Annotated in this window: 19 protein-coding genes and 1 CRISPR repeat array (1 of these 20 only partly in view); of the genes, 11 read left to right on the top strand and 8 right to left on the bottom strand. The window is 42.1% G+C overall.

What is annotated here, in order from left to right:
* Window positions 1-168: 168 nt before the first annotated feature.
* Complete coding sequence (locus L4C32_RS13660) at window positions 169-546, bottom strand: DUF805 domain-containing protein (protein WP_428197437.1); 378 nt, start codon at window positions 544-546, stop codon at window positions 169-171.
* A 214-nt stretch (window positions 547-760) separates the two neighbouring features.
* Here L4C32_RS13660 and L4C32_RS13655 point away from each other — a divergent pair, with 214 nt between their 5' ends.
* The 3 genes from L4C32_RS13655 (at window position 761) to L4C32_RS13645 (ending at window position 3,736) form a co-directional block, all read left to right on the top strand.
* Window positions 761-1,621: an N-acetylneuraminate lyase gene (locus tag L4C32_RS13655; RefSeq protein ID WP_428197436.1), complete on the top strand. Its 861-nt coding sequence runs from the start codon at window positions 761-763 to the stop codon at window positions 1,619-1,621.
* Between the two features lie 125 nt (window positions 1,622-1,746).
* Window positions 1,747-2,406 (top strand): response regulator transcription factor, encoded by a 660-nt coding sequence (locus L4C32_RS13650; RefSeq protein ID WP_428197435.1) that lies wholly within the window; start codon window positions 1,747-1,749, stop codon window positions 2,404-2,406.
* Window positions 2,396-3,736, top strand: a complete 1,341-nt coding sequence (locus L4C32_RS13645; RefSeq protein WP_428197434.1) for an ATP-binding protein — start codon at window positions 2,396-2,398, stop codon at window positions 3,734-3,736. Before L4C32_RS13650 ends, L4C32_RS13645 begins: the two co-directional genes overlap by 11 nt.
* On the opposite strand, the gene L4C32_RS13640 is transcribed toward L4C32_RS13645, so the two are convergent.
* The gene (locus L4C32_RS13640) at window positions 3,722-4,996 is read right to left on the bottom strand and encodes an LssY C-terminal domain-containing protein (RefSeq protein ID WP_428197433.1); all 1,275 of its coding nucleotides are present in this window, start codon (window positions 4,994-4,996) and stop codon (window positions 3,722-3,724) included. The two genes, L4C32_RS13645 and L4C32_RS13640, sit on opposite strands and share 15 nt — an antisense overlap.
* A 12-nt stretch (window positions 4,997-5,008) precedes the next feature.
* A complete protein-coding gene (locus L4C32_RS13635; protein WP_428197432.1) occupies window positions 5,009-5,746 on the bottom strand; it encodes a glycosyltransferase family 2 protein in 738 nt (245 codons plus the stop codon).
* Between the two features lie 355 nt (window positions 5,747-6,101).
* On the opposite strand from L4C32_RS13635, the gene cspE reads away from it, so the two are divergent.
* The 6 genes from cspE (at window position 6,102) to L4C32_RS13605 (ending at window position 12,605) form a co-directional block, all read left to right on the top strand.
* Window positions 6,102-6,314 (top strand): transcription antiterminator/RNA stability regulator CspE, encoded by a 213-nt coding sequence (gene cspE / locus L4C32_RS13630; RefSeq protein ID WP_428197431.1) that lies wholly within the window; start codon window positions 6,102-6,104, stop codon window positions 6,312-6,314.
* 232 nt (window positions 6,315-6,546) lie between these two features.
* Window positions 6,547-7,203 carry a hypothetical protein gene (locus L4C32_RS13625; protein WP_428197430.1) on the top strand — a complete coding sequence of 219 codons (657 nt, stop codon included), beginning with the start codon at window positions 6,547-6,549 and terminating at the stop codon, window positions 7,201-7,203.
* Between the two features lie 95 nt (window positions 7,204-7,298).
* The gene (locus L4C32_RS13620; protein WP_428197429.1) at window positions 7,299-7,697 is read left to right on the top strand and encodes a VF530 family protein; all 399 of its coding nucleotides are present in this window, start codon (window positions 7,299-7,301) and stop codon (window positions 7,695-7,697) included.
* Window positions 7,698-7,955: 258 nt separating this feature from the next.
* Window positions 7,956-9,911: a putative bifunctional diguanylate cyclase/phosphodiesterase gene (locus L4C32_RS13615; protein WP_428197428.1), complete on the top strand. Its 1,956-nt coding sequence runs from the start codon at window positions 7,956-7,958 to the stop codon at window positions 9,909-9,911.
* A gap of 168 nt (window positions 9,912-10,079) precedes the next feature.
* Window positions 10,080-10,361, top strand: coding sequence for a hypothetical protein (locus L4C32_RS13610; protein WP_428197427.1), 282 nt, complete (start codon window positions 10,080-10,082; stop codon window positions 10,359-10,361).
* 342 nt (window positions 10,362-10,703) lie between these two features.
* A complete protein-coding gene (locus L4C32_RS13605) occupies window positions 10,704-12,605 on the top strand; it encodes a methyl-accepting chemotaxis protein (protein ID WP_428197426.1) in 1,902 nt (633 codons plus the stop codon).
* Window positions 12,606-12,744: 139 nt separating this feature from the next.
* On the opposite strand, the gene L4C32_RS13600 is transcribed toward L4C32_RS13605, so the two are convergent.
* Window positions 12,745-15,753, bottom strand: coding sequence for a DUF748 domain-containing protein (locus L4C32_RS13600; RefSeq protein ID WP_428197425.1), 3,009 nt, complete (start codon window positions 15,751-15,753; stop codon window positions 12,745-12,747).
* A 244-nt stretch (window positions 15,754-15,997) separates the two neighbouring features.
* On the opposite strand from L4C32_RS13600, the gene L4C32_RS13595 reads away from it, so the two are divergent.
* Window positions 15,998-17,521, top strand: a complete 1,524-nt coding sequence (locus tag L4C32_RS13595; RefSeq protein ID WP_428197424.1) for a diguanylate cyclase domain-containing protein — start codon at window positions 15,998-16,000, stop codon at window positions 17,519-17,521.
* 10 nt (window positions 17,522-17,531) lie between these two features.
* On the opposite strand, the gene L4C32_RS13590 is transcribed toward L4C32_RS13595, so the two are convergent.
* Both L4C32_RS13590 and L4C32_RS13585 read right to left on the bottom strand, forming a co-directional pair.
* Window positions 17,532-17,732 (bottom strand): DUF1289 domain-containing protein, encoded by a 201-nt coding sequence (locus tag L4C32_RS13590; RefSeq protein WP_428197423.1) that lies wholly within the window; start codon window positions 17,730-17,732, stop codon window positions 17,532-17,534.
* A 108-nt stretch (window positions 17,733-17,840) separates the two neighbouring features.
* Window positions 17,841-18,512 carry a hypothetical protein gene (locus L4C32_RS13585; protein ID WP_428197422.1) on the bottom strand — a complete coding sequence of 224 codons (672 nt, stop codon included), beginning with the start codon at window positions 18,510-18,512 and terminating at the stop codon, window positions 17,841-17,843.
* A 117-nt stretch (window positions 18,513-18,629) separates the two neighbouring features.
* Between L4C32_RS13585 and L4C32_RS13580 the strand changes: the two genes are divergently transcribed.
* A complete protein-coding gene (locus L4C32_RS13580) occupies window positions 18,630-19,190 on the top strand; it encodes a DUF4136 domain-containing protein (protein WP_428197421.1) in 561 nt (186 codons plus the stop codon).
* A gap of 7 nt (window positions 19,191-19,197) precedes the next feature.
* Here L4C32_RS13580 and L4C32_RS13575 read toward each other — a convergent pair whose 3' ends face one another.
* Both L4C32_RS13575 and L4C32_RS13570 read right to left on the bottom strand, forming a co-directional pair.
* Entirely contained in the window at window positions 19,198-19,740 is a 543-nt protein-coding gene (locus tag L4C32_RS13575) for a methyltransferase domain-containing protein (protein WP_428197420.1), read from the bottom strand.
* A gap of 5 nt (window positions 19,741-19,745) precedes the next feature.
* On the bottom strand, window positions 19,746-20,513 hold the full coding sequence (locus L4C32_RS13570; RefSeq protein WP_428197419.1) for a ribonuclease H1 domain-containing protein: 768 nt from the start codon (window positions 20,511-20,513) through the stop codon (window positions 19,746-19,748).
* Between the two features lie 157 nt (window positions 20,514-20,670).
* A CRISPR array of direct repeats spans window positions 20,671-20,849; the repeat unit is 28 nt; unit sequence TTTCTAAGCTGCCTGTGCGGCAGTGAAC; it runs 1,826 nt beyond the window's last position.

Below are 20,849 nucleotides of genomic sequence, written 5' to 3'. Positions count from 1 at the left end.
AAGTTATAGTAGTCTCATTCAATATACGACGAAATATGAGAGGTGAATTAATAAGGGATTATTCTATATGGTTATAAAGAATATCCCTAATCAATAAATAGTTAATAACACTAGGTTAATTATTTGTGAAATATTATGACTAGATCACTAAATGTTAGTTGTAATTCACTAACCGATAAAAGTGTCTATTTTAGGATCTGATCCAAATCGGTTTGATTGACTGTCACCGTTACTCACTAAAAAGTAGAGTAGAACAAGAGCACCAATCAGTGGGATAAGCCCAATTAATAACCACCAGCCCGTTCGCCCTGTATCATGCAAGCGTCTCACCGTTACCCCAATAGCTGGCAGCAGAATCGCCAGCGAGTACAACCCGCTGATCATGCCAATTCCTGCTTCAGCATTAAACAAGCCTACCATTCCATCAAGTGATGACAGCAACAGACTCAAAATCACATTGATCAATGTAAACATCCAGTACTGTTTGCGCCTTGCCCTACCACGGAAATCGATATACTGCTTTAAGGTCATTAAATACCAGTTCATAACTTTCCCTCTTTCTATTCCTTTAATAATTGCTGGAAAGTCCTCACATCATAAGAGGTTAGCCTAACTCAGCGTTGAACAACCACTATAAAGCGGCTGACTCAAAATTGGAAACAGTGAAGTATCACTAACTTTTTTAATATTAAAAGTGAAGCTAAACTCCATAAAGAGTATTATTGACTGATCGTTACATGACATCGAATTGGAGAACACGATGAAAGGTATTTTCGTTCCACTAATGACCCCGTTTATAAATGATGAACTGAAGATTGATTTCATACCCGATATGGTAAACCATCATATTTCACAAGGCGTACATGGCTTCTACATTGGTGGTAGTTCTGCCGAGTGTTTTATGATGTCAATCGAAGAGCGCTGCCAAGTATTAAAAGCAATATCAATCGCCAACGCAGGAAGAGTCAAAATCATTGCTCATGTTGGCGCCATTTCACTTCGCGACGCGCTGCAATTAACTGCCGCAGCTAATGCCTACTCTTATGACGCCATTTCCGCCACCCCTCCTTTCTACTATGGTTTTAATAAAACAGAGATACAAGCGTATTACCAATCAATAGCACAGGCATCAGCTGCACCTCTGTTATTGTATAATATCCCTGGTACCACCGGCATTAACCTAACGCTTGACGACATGAAAGCACTATCAACTATCCCTAATGTGATTGGATTAAAACATACCACGCAAGATATGTTTATTATTGAGCGTTTGCATAGCTATAATCCTGATTTATTCATCTTTCATGGTGAAGACACCATGCTATTGAATGGTTTACAGATGGGGGCATCTGGAGGTATAGGTAGCACCTATAACTTGATGTCAAAACAGTATGTTGAACTCTATCAAGCTTATGAAAATGATGACTTAGCAGCAGCAATGAGCATTCAACACACCGTGAATGCAATCACCGAAGTTCTATTATCATGTGGTTTATATCAATCGATAAAATTTGCCATGAACGAACAAGGGGTCAATTATGGTGAATGTCGTCGGCCTTTTTCTCCGTTAAGTGATGAGAAAAAAGCGCAACTACTTGCCGTACTTGAGCAACTAAAATAGCGGTTATGGGAGAGCGTTGCTCTCCCGTTTATTAAAACAATGTCCTGTGTATATTGATGTTCATTTTCCATTCATCTTCATTACGATATAATTAAAGGAGCCGCTTAAATAAGGATAGAAAGTCGATGAGAATATTAGTGGTTGAAGATGAGCTCGCATTAGGCAAGCAGATCATTAACGCGTTAACAGATACAGGATGGGTTGCCGAGCTATCTACTGATGGTATCGATGCTCTGTACCGTGCAACGTCAGAAGAGTGGGACATTATTGTTCTAGACTTGGGCCTACCCAAAATCGATGGTTTGACGGTGCTAAAAGGCATTCGAGATGAACATATCAATACACCCGTCGTTATTCTTAGTGCCCGAGATGGATTAAGTCAGCGAGTTGAAGGATTAAATGCTGGTGCGGATGACTATCTCACTAAGCCTTTTGAAATGATAGAGTTGATTGCCCGTATTCGTGCTCAATTACGCCGTGCATCGGGTAATGTCTCTCCCGTTGTCAAAATTGGGGAATTAAGCATAGACACTCGTGCCTCAGCCGTTATATGGCAGGGTCAAGCGATCAATTTAACAGCACTAGAATACAAAGTGGTTGCCTATTTCGTTCACAACGCTGAAAAAGTCATCTCAAAAACTGAGTTAGTTGAACATATTTATCAGCAAGATTTTGATCGTGACTCTAACACTATCGAAGTTTTTGTCGGAAGAATTCGCAAGAAGATCTCACCAAACATCATTAAAACGATAAGAGGTTTGGGGTATCAACTCAATGCCAAATAAATCCCGTTTCATGGCTCGTTTAAGCCTTAAGAATCGACTACTTTGGGCTGCATTTTTATGGCTAACCGTTTTGGTTGTCGCAGCAGGTATCGGTATCCCTACATTGGTACAAGACTACCTTGAAAATAATGAAAAAAACCAACTTCGCCTCACCATGGATGAAATAGTGGCGCATCTTACTACCGATGAACAGGGAAAATTCACCCTCTTAGATCAACTCTCGGACCCGCGTTTTAATCAACCTAATAGTGGTGCGTATTGGCAAATAAAAAGCCAGCAGAAAACCCTTCGTTCCCGCTCACTTTCAGGAATGACTATTCAAACGGACAATCAACAATTTTTCACCTATTCATTAGGCGTTAAAACCGAAAGGCTCATCTATATCAAAAAGGTCGTTCTGTTACCTGATGACCCAATACCCATTCATATAGTTATTGGCTTGGAAGAGGACCCATTAGAAGAGACCTTACACCTTCTAACCGGTCAGTTGTGGTTCATTTTAATGCTGTTGTACATAGGGGTTCTGGTGATCATTAGCGTTCAGGTAAGCTGGTCACTGCGTCCGCTGCAGAAAATGCAACAAGAGCTTCAATACCTTAAAGAGGGCAATATTGACCAACTCTCAGATGACTATCCGAACGAGATATCCCCATTAATTGTCGATCTCAATGCGCTGTTATTTCACTATCAAGAACTGCTCCAACGAGCGAGGCATCATGTTGGCAACCTGTCTCATGCGTTAAAAACACCGCTGTCAATTTTAAAAAATGAGATTGAAGCTATAGAAAACGGTAACGATACGAAGCTCAATGATCTCGTAAACCAAATGCAAAACCATATTGATTACCACTTAGGTCGAGCAAGAGTGGCTGGCTCTATGAATATCTTATCAGTGAAAGCCATACCCTCTGAGCGCATTGATGCCATTGCAATGGCTTTTGATAAAATCTACAGCGCTAAAAAAGTCCTGCTGGTTAATGAACTCAGTAGTGAATTGATTGTTTCTGTTGATCAGACAGATCTTGATGAAATGCTAGGTAACCTGATCGAAAATAGTTACAAATGGGCGCACTCACTGATTCGAGTTCACAGCGAGAATATAAGCAATAATAGGGTTGAGATAGTCATCGAAGATGATGGCTCAGGCATCCCCGAAGAATCCTGTCACCTAGTTCTTCAACGAGGTGTCCGTTTAGATGAAACGACACCAGGTTCGGGGTTAGGTCTTAATATTGTCAATGAAATGGCACACAGTTATCGAGGTTCACTAACATTAAGCCGTAGCTCTATGGGGGGGGTAAAAGCAACCTTACATTTACAACGTGTTTGAGATTGAAGGCTGTACAATCAGAACCTTTCCGTCTGAAAAGTAATCATGATGGTCATCAAGCACCGTTGGTTGGCTTAACGGCTGTAATGACGTTTGCCAATTTTGTAACGCATTGACCGAACTGGCAAGTTGATCTCTTTGTGTGTCAATTTCAGGCTCAATGCTATGCAGAACCGTCACAAACCCAGAGTATGGTACCACGGTAAAACCATTGTCATAACTGATTGCCCCAAGCCAAATTGGCTGTTGTGTGTGTACATCAATACCTGCCTTCCACCAACGAATATGATTACGTTTGCTCAACGTACCTGGACGCTGAAAGGCGAGTTGTTGCGGCGCACCTTGCCAAAAAAGATCCGACACAGGTGGTGTGCTATCACGCAGCAGATTAATGTAATCACCCCACTCTAAATCGTTCTGTGAGAACGTCTTATTTTCAATCCACTCCAATTCATGCATCAAGGAAGCCGGATTCTGGCCTAGATAGATAACATTAATGGCTTGGGCATCATAATAGGATGACTTTCCTGGATATACGTCATAATTAATCTCTGTCAGTGAACTAATCTCAACACGACGTTCAGCTTGAGGGAGTGCTTTATGATCATCAGCCCACCAAAAGAAGTATCCGTAGTTGATAACACAAGTGCCGATTAAAAAAAGCGCAGCGGATTTAGTTATCATAAACTTCCAGCCTTTTTTCCAGCCGACAACCAACAAGCAACCCGTCATTGCAATCACTAACAGTGAGTACTGGTGTTCAAGCCAAAAAGTATGGAGGCTATCGACAAATGGTAATTGGTTGATACCAACAGCTAATAGGTACCCCCACACAACAAATTGCCCAATGCCTAATAACAATCCTACCGAACCATACACGCTAAAACGTCTCCATGACACGTTATGACTTCCAGCAATAAAAGGGACAACCCATGCTACGGGCCCTAATAGACGAGAGAAGGCTAAAACACTCACGCTGTTACGACTCATTAATAAACGACACCGAGCGATCATTCGGCCCGTTTTTGGCTGCCATTTCATCAATCTTCGCTGTGAGGTCACCCCCCAATAGCGCCCAATGAAAAAACTCAAATGATCGCCAATCAAGGCTCCCAGCACGACATAAAGCGTGCTGGTCCATATCCCACCATGCAGCTGATAACCCGCTGCAATAAAGAAGGGCTCCCCAGGAATAAATAAATTTGGACCTATGAGTGCATCAAGTAACGCGCCAATAAATAAGCTGACTCCGTCAAACATACTCACCTCATCTTATGATGTTTTTTGATCTTGATAATGACCGAACTGATAGGTCATTTCGTTGTTGCGCATTTCTCCTTGAAAAAAACGTCGAACATTCGCTTTAAAATAGGTCATTCCCATTTTAAATAACCCATCCTGATCTAAACGACGTGGGTCAAACTGAAATCGAATCGGTAAAAAACGGAAACGCCAGGTTTTACTTGCCCTTTTCACATAGTCGCAATCTTCACATAAAGTAATTCTTTCATCGAAACCATTTAGCTCTTGGTGCGCGCGTTTTGTAGAAAAGATACACGCACCGACTGCGGTCGGAAAGGTGAACTGAGTAACAAACATGCCAAGATTGAACAGAGCGTAACCGACCTTATGTAGCTTAGGTAAATCTTTCGCTCCCATATAAACACCCGCAACTTCTAACTGTCTCGCCTTTAATTCCTTTTGTGCTTTTTCAAGAAAGTTCACATCAAGGCGTACATCCGCATCTAAGAAAAGAATACGTTCATACTGAGCAAGCTCTGCGCCTGTATTTCTCCCTAAACTAACCCCACGTGTCGGCATGCGTTCTATAGTGAGTTGGGGTAATGTTTGCTGATAAGCGCTCACGACTTCACAGGTAGCATCTTCACTATTTGAATCGACAACAATGACTTCAAATTGTTGTGATGTTTGCTGCACGAGGTCATCCATTAAGCGACCAATGCGCTTCTCTTCGTTTAGAGTAATGATAACGATACTAATTGAGTTCATAGCCTTCTCCAGTGAGGTAGTAAATTAATGTATGGAGAGATTACGTTAGGGTGTGTTAATAGAGTCTGAGCATGACATTCAGTTTCAATTCATCTTGTCGGGTTTATCCACGTACCAACACAGAAAATGATTCCTTGTGTTCATTAAATTCATAAAAAACACTGGCTTGATCATGAAATTTACTTTTCTTTGCCATTAACACGCCTAGATTGTGGATTTAGCCCTTTACAATAATGGGGACTAATGTACTATTCGTATCGCTTTATCATTCAGAGTTACTTATTAATAGTAGTTCGGCGGTGAGCATATCGTGATTTTGCGATAAATTTATGAATTTTAATACAAGGGACATCAAATGTCTGATAAAACAACTGGTCTAGTAAAGTGGTTTAACGAAGAGAAAGGTTTTGGTTTCATTACTCAAGACAACGGCGGCGCTGACGTATTCGTTCACTTCCGTGCTATCGCTTCTGAAGGTTTCAAAACCTTAGCTGAAGGCCAGAAAGTATCTTTCGAAGTAGAGCAAGGTCAAAAAGGCCTTCAAGCAGCTAACGTTGTAGCGCTTTAATTTCGAATTCGACGTGGGTGGCACTGCCATCTACGTCATTCCTCCTATAACACCCCAATGCCCCCTATCTCTCTTCACCAAAACATACGACCCTTTTAATTAATGACTACTTTCGTCAATATTATTTACACTTTTATAAATAATTAACGATAACGCCTTGATTTTATTGATGGCATGGATTGTGCATTGACTTTATATATTCACAATACACACTTGGATAAAAGGCATTATGATGAAATTACCACTATGGATGTGTTTATTTGGGTTATTATTCCCAAACACCCTGACTGCAAATGTGATTTCGATTACTGATTGGCTGGACACTGACACTCCCACTGCTAATTATTTCTACTCCATCGACGACTCCAACGCTGGCCGCTTCTCATTCGATATCTCTGTACCTGTCATGGATGCTGACATTCTAGGTATCGCCTTTGCTATTGAAGGAACGACATACAACGCTAACACCATTAACATCCAAAATTTCACGGCCATCGCCAAAGATGGCTCACAGAGCACGTCACCAACTGGTGCTTTTTACATGTCCTCAGGTGGCAATGGATCATCTTGTGGTGCTGGCTGTAATTTTAATGGAATAAGTACTCCATCACTATTTGATGTCATACTTAGGGTAGGCTCAAATGGAGGTAGCAACAGTAACTGGATTCACACCATCCGTTTCGATATCGACGCGTTAGGGTTAACCCTGGCAGATTTTACTGCTGTTGGTGTTCGATCACAAAGTGTCCTTGGAAACAACAGTGATAAGGCATATGCTTTAACCGCAGCCTCTACAAGTTCAACGCCCATATCTGAGCCATCAACTGCATTTTTATTGTTCTTTCCTCTATTACTTATCACCCTGCGTTTAAAGCCGAGGTTCATTTAAGCACCTTGATTCGATAGATGATGAATTGTATGTCATTATTCAAACAACACAGTATACTCAACCATGTTAATACCATTTGTAACTTAGGAACTGAAATGCTTGATGAACAACAGAATAATCCCTTACATGGCTTAAAGTTAGAAGATCTACTTACCGAGCTGGTTGATTTTTACGGTTGGGATATTCTTGATGCCTACTTCCGGTTTAACTGTTTTAGAACCAACCCAACCATTGCTGGCAGTCTCAAATTTTTAAGAAAAACAGAATGGGCTAGGGAAAAACTGGAAGGCTTTTATCTCTCTCGTTACAAGCGTATGCCACGAGCGACTGACGAAGAGTACCAAATGCCACCTCGTAAGCGAATTTTTGCGGCAGGGATCGTCCCAAAAGAGCCAATGATATTAACCGTTGACTCTATTGAACTGTCACAAGCAAAAGCCGCGTCAGCGCACAAAGCCAGAGCATCAAATAAGTCACGCAATTACCGCCGATAACCATATCGATATAGATACAATCATCAAGCGCTGACACATCGATCAGCGTCCCCATCTCCATTTCCTGTCATCAAATAGTGCCCGCTATTAGTTGGAACAAGCATCACACATCACATCACCTTGTTAAATATTTGTTTTGCCCTTGAATTCATTCTATTCTCTATAGCAACAATTAATAAATTTAACAATTCAACCCCTTGAATTCTTGAAGATTTAAATGGATTTTAATTATATTAGTGCTGAATATGAGGTTTGTATATGCTCTATATTGAATCAAGAAGATTAGGCCGAAGCACCGCTTTAGGCTTATTAAGTATCGCTTTTCTCATTTTAGTGCAGGGCATGTTTAGCGCATGGAAAATGGAACAGCTTACTAATGAGCTTAGTGAGAATTTAGTCACCTTCTCCGACTCTCAACTCGAAGGATTAACGCTGAAGAGTATGGTCATTAATCTTCGTAAACTGGAAAAAGACATTCTCCTTTATCATGACTCTCCTGAGGAGTTTCAACGTTCGCAAACTCGTTGGTCCAACACTTTAGCTTCGACCGAGGTTCAATTCGAGATTTTAGAGGAGGAGTTACAAGAAAATATCATTTACGATGGTCCGGCTATCGCGTCACTGTCAACTCAACTTCATGCTTACACCGAAGGTATCTCCCATGTGATTGCTCGAATGCGCCAAGATAACCTCAGTCAGCAAGAAGCGATGACCGCTATGGCCGTTTATAAACAGTATATCTATGAAATGGAAGATCAACTTGACCATATCGTTGAGACTTCAGAAGAGCATGAAGAGAAATCCATTGAACAACTAGAACAAAATCAAGCGTCACTCTTTTGGACCCTTGGCTCTTTCGCTCTATTCAGTGTTTTTATCAGTATTATTTTGAGTATATTTATCTACCGTAAAAGTATGCACATCAGTCGAACTTTAGAATACCAAGCGCTTCACGATACTCTCACTGGTATTCTTAACCGTCGGGGCCTCTCGGTTGCAATGAAAGACCATACTTCCCTTGGTGGTATTATGGCCTATATTGATCTTGACCGGTTCAAGTTGATAAATGACCTCTGTGGTCATACTGTTGGCGACGAACTGTTAATTAACCTCTCTACAAAAATGCAATTATTATGTCGTGAGGAGCAGTGTACGCTAGCTAGAGTCGGTGGTGATGAGTTTGTTATATGGCTAGATGATCAAAACGGCCTCGAACGCCTTGAAAATATTGCAACACAGTTAGTTGCCATTGTCGAGGCGCATGATTTTGAATGGCTCGGTCAACCCATGAAACTGGGCGCCTCTGTGGGCATTGCTAGAGCAAAACCTAACTTTCTCTTTGCCGAGTTAGTCTCTCGTGCAGATGCTGCATGTCGACTCGCCAAAACACCAGGCAGTGCGAAAGTACTTATCTATGAAGAGTCTGATCCAATGCTAATCGAGATCAGACGAGAAGAGCGCTGGGCGGCAAAGATTCCACAGATGATTTTAGAGAATCATTTCAGACTGTACGGCCAAGCTATTGTTCCGCTTCACCCTGGTGAAGATGGGGGACATATTGAAGTTCTGATCAGAGGCTTAGATGAAAATGACCAGATCATACCTCCTGGTATGTTCTTGCCAGCAGCTGAACGTTTTGGCCTTATGCCAACAATCGATCGCTGGGTTATCGAGACTCTCCTCTCCGCTAACCTTAATGAAAGCACTCATTTTTCAGTAAACATGTCTGGCCATACCTTAGCTGATAAAGCGTATCTTGCAGAGTTAATACGATTGGTATCTAACTCAGGTAAAGCTCATCAACTCATATTCGAGATCACAGAATCGGCAGCAATGACTAGCATTGATACCGCAAGAGAATATATCAGTAGTTTGAAAGCTTTAGGGTGCCGATTCTCGCTTGATGATTTTGGCAGTGGCTTCTCTTCATTTGCTTACCTTCGAGACCTTAATGTTGATTACCTAAAAATCGACGGTAGCCTTATCAAAGTGCTAGGTCGAAATGATTCTGATGCCGCTTTAGTTGAAGCCATCGTGCATATGTCGAAATCGCTGGGATTAAAAACCATTGCTGAATATGTTGAAACCCCTGAACTGGCCGACCTTTTGCACGATATGAATGTCGATTTTGCTCAGGGCTACGGCCTGCACAAACCGGAGCCTCTTTCTAATCTTGAGCTTTTCTCTAGCATTACTTATTCCCGAGAGCCATAGGCTTTCGGACCATATAAATTTCACATAATGCATTTAATTMATAAAATTCACCATTTTATGTTTGAGCGGTATGTATTAAAAAGGTCCAAAATAAGAGGTAATAGCTTTCAGGAATAATCCTTCAATTAAATGGTTATATCAAACTAATTTTAAACTTAAGGATACAAAATGAAAGTTAAGAATATTAAGGCAATCAATCACGAAAATGAATCCGTAAGCTGGCTACATCACTGGCAAGAGTTTAGTGAAGCGAAACTTGGCATGTGTGTTGAGAGAAGTTGCATTAGCTTAGCAACCGTTGGCACCCATGTGCAAAAATCAGAATCGAGCGACGACGGATGGTATATCGTGCCACTATGTAAAGCACACAGTAAAAAAATTGGAGAAGAGTTAAAACTATTTGGTAACCCATTAGTCCCAGCTAACATGGACGCGCTTTGTGAAGCGTAATGCTCACTGTAATGAGCTTACCCTAGCGTAAGCTCTTAATCTCTTCTAGATACCCTCCTTACCTCATTGTCAAATGGTTAATTCTTCTTTGTAATTCACCGATGTCGATACAACTGCGTAATTATTCACCCTAAGTGATAATTCACTCGTTGCACTTTATATGGAATATAGACACTATTGCCAAAACAAGTGCCTATCATTGATTTTTCTTCGCTGTGATTAACTACAACCTATTCACAATTAACACTTTATTAACAAAGCAATAGTATTAATTTGAAAAGATTTATTCAAACCACTTTTATATAATTACCGTTAATAATTCCATTAAAGGGTTGATGTTTTATGTTTTTACTAAAAAAGCTTGGATTTAAACAACGCATCATTTTTACGGTTGCTTTGCTAATATCGATAACGCTTCTCACAACGAACTGGTTATCTTATAACACCATTAAAAATGACAGACTTGAGTCCATTGAAAATACGGCTCGACAGATTCTCAATGGTGCCAAACAGCAGATCGAAGCCTCCCTCGCTTCTAAAGTGACCATTTTGGAGTCGAGCGCTGCCTATTACAAAACCGATAAACTCGATCATGAGTATGTCGATATCGCAAAAATAATCACCAACGCGGGTAACTTCTTCAGTTTTACTGCAGGTTACCAAGACGGGAGAGCCTATGGCGATTCAGGTGGCGATAACGGCGTTTTCCATGTTTCCGATTATGACCCGCGCACTCGTGGCTGGTATAAAGACGCGATGCAGAAACAAAGAACCATTATCACCGATATATATCAAGATGATACAACGGGTGAGTTAATGGTCAGCATCGCCACCCCGGCAGGTCCTGAAGGCATTGTGACTGGAGATATCTCCTTAAACCTGCTTAACGATTCAATCAGTTCTATCGACTTCTTTGACGCCTCAGTACTGATTCTTAATCAGAATTTTGTACAGCTTGCTTCTACTGACCCGTCAGACAAACTGGGTGAAGAGTTCGGTATCCCTTCATTAGAAAAAGAGATGGCAGCAACCCGTACTGGTTCTGCCGATTACCAATGGGGAGGTGTCGATAAACGAGCCTACTTCACTGAGATATCCCTTGTTGATAATACAAAATGGTTTCTTTACGTCGGCATGGATAAATCAGTTATTTATTCTGATGTTGATAAGGCGTTAACCGAAGCGATTTGGAGCTCCGCGATCATCATATTTATCTCTCTGTTTATCGTCGTTATCGTGCTTAATCAGCTCTATCGCCCTATCACAGTTCTTAATGAAGTGGTTCACGATTTATCCAAAGGAAATGGCGATTTAACCCGTCGCTTACCCGTAGATAGCCATGATGAACTTGGCCAGATATCTCAAGGAATCAACCATTTCATTGAGAATCTGCAAACGTTAATGCTCAATGTCAGCAGCGCATCGTCAAATATTACGGTCAGTGTTGATCAGCTTAATAATCAGACGGCAACGAATAACCAAGTGCTCTCTGACCACTCTTCACAAACTTTGCAAATCGTCACCGCCATCGAAGAGATGAGTGTCACCGCCAACGATGTTGCCAACAACGCTTCTGAAGCTTCGCATGCCACTCAGTTGAGTAACGAACAAGTTGCGCAATCAAAATCCGTGGTTCTTGATGCAACCGTTTCAGTTAGCAAGTTGGTTGAAGAGTTTGAACTAACTAGCGAGAGCATCACTGAAATTGAGAAAAACACCCTTGAAATCACCTCAGTACTTCAAGTCATCGGTGATATTGCAGCGCAAACTAACCTACTAGCGCTTAACGCAGCGATTGAAGCTGCAAGAGCTGGTGAGCAGGGAAGAGGCTTTGCTGTTGTTGCTGATGAAGTACGAGCGCTAGCCGCTAGAACACAAACCAGCACTGCAGAAATTGCCCAAACTCTTGCTCGACTTCGCGATGGCTCTAGTCATGCACTTGAGTCTATCAACGCCACAAAGAATACCTGTGAAAGAACCGTTGAGAATACTAATCTTGTTGCTGACAACCTTGATATTGTGGTCGAGTCTGTTACACACATTAATGATGTGAACACCATCATTGCAACTGCAGCTGAAGAGCAGAGTGCAGTGGCTGGGGAGATTACCACTAACATGTCAGCGATTAGAGATATTGTTAATACGCTTTCTGTAAATGGCGAAGCGACAACGCTAGAAACACAAAACTTAACTCAGGCTAATGAGCAGTTAAAACTGATCGTTAATACCTTTAAACTGAGCTAAAGACAAAAAAAGATGCAGCATGTCGCTGCATCTTTTTCCTATCAAGTAGAGTTACCTTTCCATACGAAAATTTATCTCGAACCGTTGAATCAAACGAGATAATCACAAAGCAGTAGACTCCTTGAGATCATGTTAACTTCTAGTTGGCCTCTAAGGTGAGTACGACCCCACTGTCATCCTGTTCAATGTCAAAACGACTGTCTAACAAAAATACTCTACCCGCTGCAACTTGCACAGCCTCTATTAAGAATGACTTCACATTTTTAGCGCGTTGGTGGGCAAGCTGACCAAGCGCATCATCACTAATCTGTTGGTGATTAAGCAGTTGGTTATAGATAGCAATATGCCAACGGGTGGCAAGGTCATCATTCGTTAACTCTACCTGTTTTTCTTGTTGCTCTTTAATGATCTCACTTTTAACCTCTGAAGCCTTACTACTTAATTCAGTTTGATAAAGTGCTTTTAATGCCCCGACTAATTCTGGATACTCAGATATCGAGCTTGCTGTTAACTGCACTGGAATTTGGGACTCATCCAGTTTAGCTTGCATGATCAGCTTTTGATGAAGTTGATTCACCGCCAACACTTTACTGTCCTCTTGGGCATTAACCGCTCCATCAACCGTTAGTTTAAGTTTAGGGCGACTCGAGAGTGCCTCACCGAGCTGAATCAATTTCTGTTGTTGCTCTTCACTTAACTCAGCATCACCAAACGCAAACTCGATATGATTTAACTCAGCATCGGAGTCTGCTAAACCCGCTAACAGTGAGAAGGGCGCAGTAACGGCCTTAGTAATCACATTAGTAATCGCATTAAGAATGACTGAACCAATACTGAAATCCGGATCATCCACGTCACCTGTTACCTCGACGCCTAAATCAATCACACCATTCCCATCTTGAAGTAGGGCGATGGCTAAGGTTAATGGCAGAGAGGTGGCTAAATCACTGTCACTGGCCTGACCGAGCTCTAATTGGTCGATGACCACATGGTTGCTACCGGTTAACTGACTCTCTTCAAGCAAGTATTGTAAAGTGACTGACAACTGACCTCTATCAATGTAGTAACCCGCGTACGTTCCCGAATAGGGGTTAACGGAGGTCAACTCAACGCTGTCAAAGTTCAAGCTCAAATCAACAAATGGATTTTCAATGAGCGGGTTAATCTCCCCCTTAATGCTGACAGGTGCATAGCGGTCAATGTTACCTTTCATCTCTACCGTTGCTTTCGTACCTGGTCGTGAAGAGATACGTGTTACCGCCCCCTCTAAAGATTCAATTCCAGTGGAGAAGTTTGGTGTCATCGAATTATCAGCAAAAAAGGCTGAACCTTGGTCGATCTCAATTCGATTAATGGTGACGGCAAACGGATTACTCACTTGCTCAGTGGCTTTCGTGGCCGTCTCTCCTTGTTCGACTAGTAGCTGCGATATATTCGTCTCTTTATTTTCTGCAATAATCACCGTCGCATAAGGTTGTTTCAGCAATAGAGTATTCAGTGCTAATGTTGACTTAATCAGATCAAAATCGAAGTTATCAATCTGTAGCTGTTGCCACTTAATCAACGATTTATTCAGTAGATTATCTTTCACAGTCAGCTTATCGATTTGCAGAGCGCCGTTTGCTTTTACTTCACCGCTTGCGTCTGCTTTCACCGTGACTTGTGTGTTGAAATCCCCTCGCCTAATCGTCGCATTAATCGCTGTCGCCACATAGGGCTGAAATTGGGAGAGCTGCAGTGAATTCACGTCAACACGGGCATCTACTGACTCTTTTTTTGGATCCACCACCCCATTAATGGCAATATTCCCTTTTTGATTAAGGGATGCGGACAGTTGAAGATCAAATGGCTGGCTCAAATCGCTCACCAATTGACTGGTGGTTAGATTCACCGATTGCAGAGACCAATCAAGCTCATTATCTGTCACCACTTTCTCTTTAATATTCAATTGGTAATTGTCTAATTCAAGCTTATCGAGACTCAATTGCCAATTAGCCTCACCACTCTCTTTTTGTGGTTCATCCGTCCGATTTTCTACCGCTGTTTTGTCGCTTAATGTCGGCGTGAAAAAAGTGACGAGATCCAGACCGGATTGATCGACGCGGCTGTTTAGCACTAAACCTGTAGAGTGCACCCTTGAAATAGTGACAAGCTCTTCTTCCAGGTTGCTGTTGATGCCCTCAATATTGAACCGCGGTAAGGTAATAACGGGTCGAGAATCGGCCATGATGTGAAGGTTTTCAATGCTCACCTCCCCTTTATTCGTCGTCAATTGCAACGGATTGTTGTCACTCATGGTTAACTGATAATCAGAACGAACATTGAGCTTACCTTGTGTCAATTTGGCTTCAAAGACCTGAGCAATAAACTGCCAGGCTGTTGGAAGGTCAAACTTGCTGATTGTCACATCGCCCATCACCATTAATGGTACGATTTGAAATTGTCCGTTCAATTGAATCGTATCTTGGTTTTGTCCTTTTACCTCAATCTGGAATGAGTTCGCCGTTTCAAACTCTGGTTGATGGATTTCGGCTAAAGTATTTAAGCTCGTGATCCGAACATTAGTATCAGGATAACGTAACTCACCCTTCGTAACGTTGTCGATAAAGGTTATGTTACCTTGCTGTAAATTAATGGCAGATATCATGATAGGCAGAGGTGATGATTCTGGTTTATCTTGCGTGTCAACCTCACTGTTCGCAGGAAATTGTCGCTCCAAGTTGTCCACAATATCACTGAAGTTAAAAGTGGCAGGAACCTCACTTAATCGTTCAATATGACCAGACGGTCGCTTCAACTTAATATGTTCAACGGCAATCGCCATGTTTGCGAGTGATTGCCAAAAGTTAACTTGTACGTCTAGCTCCTCAAAACCGAGGAACGTGTCACTACCTGCTTTATCCAGTACCGCAAATTGGTTAAGTTTCAGATTCAATAGGAAAGGATTAATCGACACATCATGTAGGGTCACTTCACGCCCGAGCATACTACTCAGCTGAGATGGGATTTGGCTCTTAGCAATAGGCGGGACGATCACTCCAAGAGTAAAACAATACAGCAGATACCCAAGTAAGAAATAGAGTGAAAAACGAATAGAAAAGTGTTTTTTTTGAAACTTTTCTCGCAGCTGCTTCCATTGAATTAGCATGGATATCCTCACTCCTTTGACATAAGACGTTACCTAGTTAACGACATTATACTGAAATAAACAGTGAATCCTATCTAGCGCTACGAACTTAATAACAATTATCATATTGTTAACCTACATGTTTAATATGAATACCTTATCTTCCCCTCAGCAGCCTCATGTGATCTTACTCGCAAAATGTCGGTTATGTTCTACGCTTAAATGAGTGTTTCAAGATTGAGATTGGCGTAGATATAGGTGTGCAATGCTCAGAGATAAACGAATAAACGTCAGTATTGTATTGGTCACGTTACTCGGAATGACGCTGTCATCGATCTCCGGTTGGTTGCTTTTTAGAGCCGAAAACAGAGCGATCTATCACGAGTTTACATCCGATGTCGACCAACGTGCCACCTCATTGCATACCTCGGTTTATAATAACTTAGAAACCTTATACGCCATGGCTGTTCTTTTTCATACCGATTATAAGCGTCAGCTTAGTCACTTCACACATGAATCACGTAATATCTTACAACGTCACCCTGAAATAGCGGGGTTTGAGTGGATACCCAAAGATCGAGTGAATGATAATAGTGACCATTCCTACCGAGCCCCTTCTCTATTTAGTACGATGCAAAACACCCCCAATCCTGACGAACTCCAATTAGCCTCTAGCTTACTCAATCAAGTTCATTTTACTCAAACAATGCGGTCAACCCGTCCCTTCGTCTCTCAGGGTATCAAAATTCAAAGCCATGAAACCTCAACAATAGGGTTTCTCGGTGTTTTTCCTGTTTATGTCACCAATCACCTCAATGAGAAGTTGAGATTTGAAAACTCAATTGGCTGTTTGGTAGGTATCTTCCATATCAATAAAATTTTTGACTCATCGGCTTTAAGTCCAACGCCTTTGGGGATCAATATGAAGTTAGTGGACACCACAAAAAGCACCTTTCAAGTACTTCATAATCATATATCAAGAACGGGCGGAGAGATTTCCAGCACCTTCTCCTACACCTCTACCCTACCTTCAATCTGGGAGAGAGAGTGGAGTATTGAAGCCAGCCCGACCACTGGCTACATTCAATCTCGCCGAACCATCCTGCCGATGGCAATCATCGGCATAGGGTTCGCGTTTACTTTTCTGCTTGCTCTCTATATCTCTAAAATCTTGCATCAAGCGGTTAACGTCAAGCAATTAGTCATTGAACAGACTCAACAACTGCATGTCGCCAATAAAAAACTGCAAACCCTCTCAAGAACCGATGGATTGACGGGCATTTCAAACCGAAGGTATCTCGATGAAGTGTTATCTCGAGAGTGGCGACGAGCGGTACGAAACAACAGTTATATTGCCTTCATACTGATGGATGTCGATAAGTTCAAAGCGTTCAATGATCACTATGGGCACATTGCAGGTGATGAGTGTTTACAAAAGATTGCTAACAAACTGAGTGGGATGATTCATCGCTCTGGAGATTTAGCGGCAAGGTATGGCGGGGAAGAGTTTGCTCTGGTTTTAACGGAAACAGAAAACGCCCTGCCAGTGGCTCAAGCTTGTAGAAAATCCATAGAACAGTTGGCAATTCCACATCAGAAATCGGAAATATCCAACGTGGTGACGATCAGTGCTGGTGTTTGTGTTTGTGCTCCAAAACAGGGATCAGACCCTAGTCTTATCATTGCAGCTGCTGATAAGGCACTCTATAAAGCAAAACTTGCAGGAAGAAATCGTGTAGAAATGGTTGCCATTGATCATGGCAACGCTGTAAAAAAAGTCTCTTATTAATTATTGCGGATTACTCATTTAGAAAGTTCAAACTCCCCCTGCGCCTCAACTCCTGCCGCGTTTTGGCATTATCGAGGATTTTACGCTTCATCGCATCATCAGACTCTTTCCAATGAGTGATCTCCTCTAAGGTTCTAAAGCAGCCTAGGCAGACATCCACTTCATTTAAACAGCAGTTTCGAATACACGGAGAATCTATTTCATCAGTCATCCTATACCCCCAACTCTCACAACTACCTTATTTAAGTCTAGAAGCAATTAATGAAAAAACAAAAAAAGCGAACGTATGCCTATTTAAGATCAATTCAAACAGGACCAATTATTTATAATTATTGATATTTTTCACAGCTACCTCTACCCCTAATCGAGGGCTGCTTAAAATCGGAATCTTCCAACAATTTAATCGTTCTGACACTTTGGCCATGGATGCTTGCGCTAACACAATCGCGTTATACTCGCCTTTTTCGGACTCTATCGCTTGTGCGATCAATTCAATGTATCTTTGGCTATCACCACGCTCAAAATACTGCCACGCCTCTGTTACACAGAGCACATCAAACGTTACGTCAGATTCACACTGAAGCTTGATGGCGTTAAGCAGGTCTAATGTCGGTGCTAACGTGCTCTCCAATGCAGCAACCACTAACACGTTACCGCCTATCTTAACCGCTTGTTCCGCCATTGGACGATCAACTCTTGTCACTACACCTTTAGGCACAACAGGCGTCGTTTCGGCCATCTCGCCAATGCTTGAACAGGTACAAACCACCAACCGAGATTCTTGAGCAGCCAGTTGCATAATACTGTGTATCTCTGTTTCGAGTTCAGCCCTATTTTGTTGTTTCATCGCGCGATCTAATAGATTGCTGTTCACGATATGATTCACACTAAGTGTTGGGTCTGTTGATTCAATCAGACTATTAAAGGTTGCAACATGAACTTCGCCCGTATGGACAAAAGTTATATCAAACTCTATCTTGCTGTTCGTCATTTGTATTCTCTACCACTATTATTTATGCTTGCTAGTACTCACTGACCAGCCCGCACTCTTCCGTGCGAAGTTGTGAGCTTAACGTTCAACACGTGGTTATTCAATAAGAGGTGATTAATGAAATATCTAATGAGCGTTTTATGCTCAATACTGTTAGTGGGCTGTGTGTCGTCTACACATTCCGTATCACCAAGTAATAATGTAAGTTTATTAACCACCGGAGATCTCAGCTTTTTATCCCAACAAAGCCAACGCTTTGCTATCCATCCCTCAATATCTCAAGCCTATATCACCGACAAACTTGACTCGGCGCAATTGATGACACAAATAGAGTCCGCCATTGTCACTCAGATGGTTAAAAAGGGGTATGTTCAAGTTTCCTACACCCAATCTCCCGATCTGTTGATAGGGTTTGGATTGGCAACTGAGACACAACTTAGTGACCAAGAAATTTTGAGTAAAATCGGGCTTTCCGCCGGATTAGTGACCGCAGACGTAGATAGTGATAAGTTTGAAAAAGGAAGTGTGGTTGTGGCCCTATTCTCCCCTAATCAACCCTTACCAAAATGGAAGGTACTTGCCCAGGGGATGACAGAAATCGAGCGTTCCGACGACAGCAGGCAACAGCGAATCGATAAGTTGATGCAATCGATGCTGAGATCAATACCGGCTAATTAGCGAATACCTAGGCACTAACCGAGGTGTTTTTAGCCACTAACTGAGAAATGGCGCTTAGTGGTTGCTGCACAATGCCATCAAAGGTGTGAAGGAGCTGCCAATCGAGGAAGTATTTTGGTAGTTCCCCTTTTTCAAGCAGAAACTCAGCCCGTTTTGGGCGACCAAATTCTCGCTGCTCCACATTAAACGTTTCATAAACGATCATACCACCTGTTTGTATCGCCTGTTTTATCGATACAAACAGAGGGCGATGCAGATAACGAAACACAATCACTGCCCCAAATGTTTTGCCCGTTAATGGTTCATCACCCTTTTCAAAATCAACCAACCATGTTGAGGCACCCAAAGACTCCTCGGCAATAATTTGATCGATGATTGCCAGCGACTCAGGATCCCGATCAGCAAACAGTACTTTTATGCCATTTCGCGCCAAAAACAGGCCGTTTCGTCCACCACCACAAGCCAAATCAAGAACCGGGTTTGTTAACGTCGCTCTGCGTAGTGCGTCTAAATGTTGTTCTAACAGTGGTGAATGCAGCGCTAGGGGCATACGGTTTATCCTTCTCTCATCGCTAAGATAGTTTTAATATCTAACGTTTCATTATATTGACAAAAACTCGCTTCTTTCTGAGCAATGCCATAAATTGACATGCGATCCGCTAACTCATTTCCCTCAACGCCAATATGCGCTTTGACATGCGAAACGGTTAATCGACTCTTTATCTGTTCATAAAGCTCATGCGACTGCTGGATAATCTCTAAGTTTTTAATATCACCGGCCACTTTGCGCTTCCAGCCTTTGGTTTTCCAGCTGTACGCCCACACTGTCACACAGTTAATGGAGTATTGTGAATCACACAAAATCTGCACATTATTGCCACTATTAATCTCTTGTTGAGCGATCAACAGGGATTGATGTAGTGCATTTAACTCTGCTGAGTTGTTAGTGCCGTTAGGGTTATATAAGCCATACCACAACGAATCAATCGCACCATCACGATAGACCGCCACACCAGAGGAGGCTTTGCCCGGATTAGGATCGCAACCGCCATCGCAAAAGATATTGACCGTAAAGGCATTCATCGCCTCTGCCGAGGTCACCGAACTGCTCTTTTTGGCACTGCTTTTGTTGCCTGAAAACGCTTTAGTCGATGTTGTAGATGACACACGGCCTGATGAGAATGCCGTTTCCGCTTCCGCTTGAGTCGCAAAAGATTTGTAACGTGCGCCCGGAAACTTCTCAACCTGCTTCTTGGTGTAGGCCCAATTGGTAAAAATACCCGTTTCGCGACCCGCCCACACAACATAAAATTTTGACGCCATGACTCTCTATCCCTTTGACACGTTTTGCTATTGCAATAATCCACACATTTTATGCTATTTTTAATCTAAAGAAACATGTTTGTTTGATTGAACCATATCAGCAACTCAAACTTTAACCGCTGGCCTAAGTAGTCTCAACCATAGAATTAAACACATTTTTCTAAGCTGCCTGTGCGGCAGTGAACCATTGGTCAGGCCATCTCAAATCTATCTGGTTTTTCTAAGCTGCCTGTGCGGCAGTGAACGCGGTTTCATCTTCTGCTGAAATTGTGAAGTTTTTCTAAGCTGCCTGTGCGGCAGTGAACAAGAAACCTTTGCCTGAGTCCGTACTTAAAC

It is taken from the genome of Aliivibrio kagoshimensis (assembly GCF_050337105.1).
In the GTDB taxonomy this organism is placed as follows: Bacteria; Pseudomonadota; Gammaproteobacteria; order Enterobacterales; family Vibrionaceae; genus Aliivibrio_A; species Aliivibrio_A kagoshimensis.
This window is presented reverse-complemented; position numbering and strand designations above follow the sequence as displayed.

Bases quoted from the DNA above. Each gene is read 5' to 3' on its own strand.
- L4C32_RS13595 (WP_428197424.1), top strand. From the start codon at position 15,998: ATGCTCAGAGATAAACGAATAAACGTCAGTATTGTATTGGTCACGTTA.
- L4C32_RS13650 (WP_428197435.1), top strand. From the start codon at position 1,747: ATGAGAATATTAGTGGTTGAAGATGAGCTCGCATTAGGCAAGCAGATC.
- L4C32_RS13625 (WP_428197430.1), top strand. From the start codon at position 6,547: ATGAAATTACCACTATGGATGTGTTTATTTGGGTTATTATTCCCAAAC.
- L4C32_RS13620 (WP_428197429.1), top strand. From the start codon at position 7,299: ATGCTTGATGAACAACAGAATAATCCCTTACATGGCTTAAAGTTAGAA.
- L4C32_RS13585 (WP_428197422.1), bottom strand. From the start codon at position 18,512: ATGACGAACAGCAAGATAGAGTTTGATATAACTTTTGTCCATACGGGC.
- L4C32_RS13590 (WP_428197423.1), bottom strand. From the start codon at position 17,732: ATGACTGATGAAATAGATTCTCCGTGTATTCGAAACTGCTGTTTAAAT.
- L4C32_RS13570 (WP_428197419.1), bottom strand. From the start codon at position 20,513: ATGGCGTCAAAATTTTATGTTGTGTGGGCGGGTCGCGAAACGGGTATT.
- L4C32_RS13610 (WP_428197427.1), top strand. From the start codon at position 10,080: ATGAAAGTTAAGAATATTAAGGCAATCAATCACGAAAATGAATCCGTA.
- L4C32_RS13605 (WP_428197426.1), top strand. From the start codon at position 10,704: ATGTTTTTACTAAAAAAGCTTGGATTTAAACAACGCATCATTTTTACG.
- L4C32_RS13580 (WP_428197421.1), top strand. From the start codon at position 18,630: ATGAAATATCTAATGAGCGTTTTATGCTCAATACTGTTAGTGGGCTGT.
- L4C32_RS13600 (WP_428197425.1), bottom strand. From the start codon at position 15,753: ATGCTAATTCAATGGAAGCAGCTGCGAGAAAAGTTTCAAAAAAAACAC.
- L4C32_RS13660 (WP_428197437.1), bottom strand. From the start codon at position 546: ATGAACTGGTATTTAATGACCTTAAAGCAGTATATCGATTTCCGTGGT.
- L4C32_RS13645 (WP_428197434.1), top strand. From the start codon at position 2,396: ATGCCAAATAAATCCCGTTTCATGGCTCGTTTAAGCCTTAAGAATCGA.
- L4C32_RS13615 (WP_428197428.1), top strand. From the start codon at position 7,956: ATGCTCTATATTGAATCAAGAAGATTAGGCCGAAGCACCGCTTTAGGC.
- L4C32_RS13635 (WP_428197432.1), bottom strand. From the start codon at position 5,746: ATGAACTCAATTAGTATCGTTATCATTACTCTAAACGAAGAGAAGCGC.
- cspE (WP_428197431.1), top strand. From the start codon at position 6,102: ATGTCTGATAAAACAACTGGTCTAGTAAAGTGGTTTAACGAAGAGAAA.
- L4C32_RS13575 (WP_428197420.1), bottom strand. From the start codon at position 19,740: ATGCCCCTAGCGCTGCATTCACCACTGTTAGAACAACATTTAGACGCA.
- L4C32_RS13640 (WP_428197433.1), bottom strand. From the start codon at position 4,996: ATGTTTGACGGAGTCAGCTTATTTATTGGCGCGTTACTTGATGCACTC.
- L4C32_RS13655 (WP_428197436.1), top strand. From the start codon at position 761: ATGAAAGGTATTTTCGTTCCACTAATGACCCCGTTTATAAATGATGAA.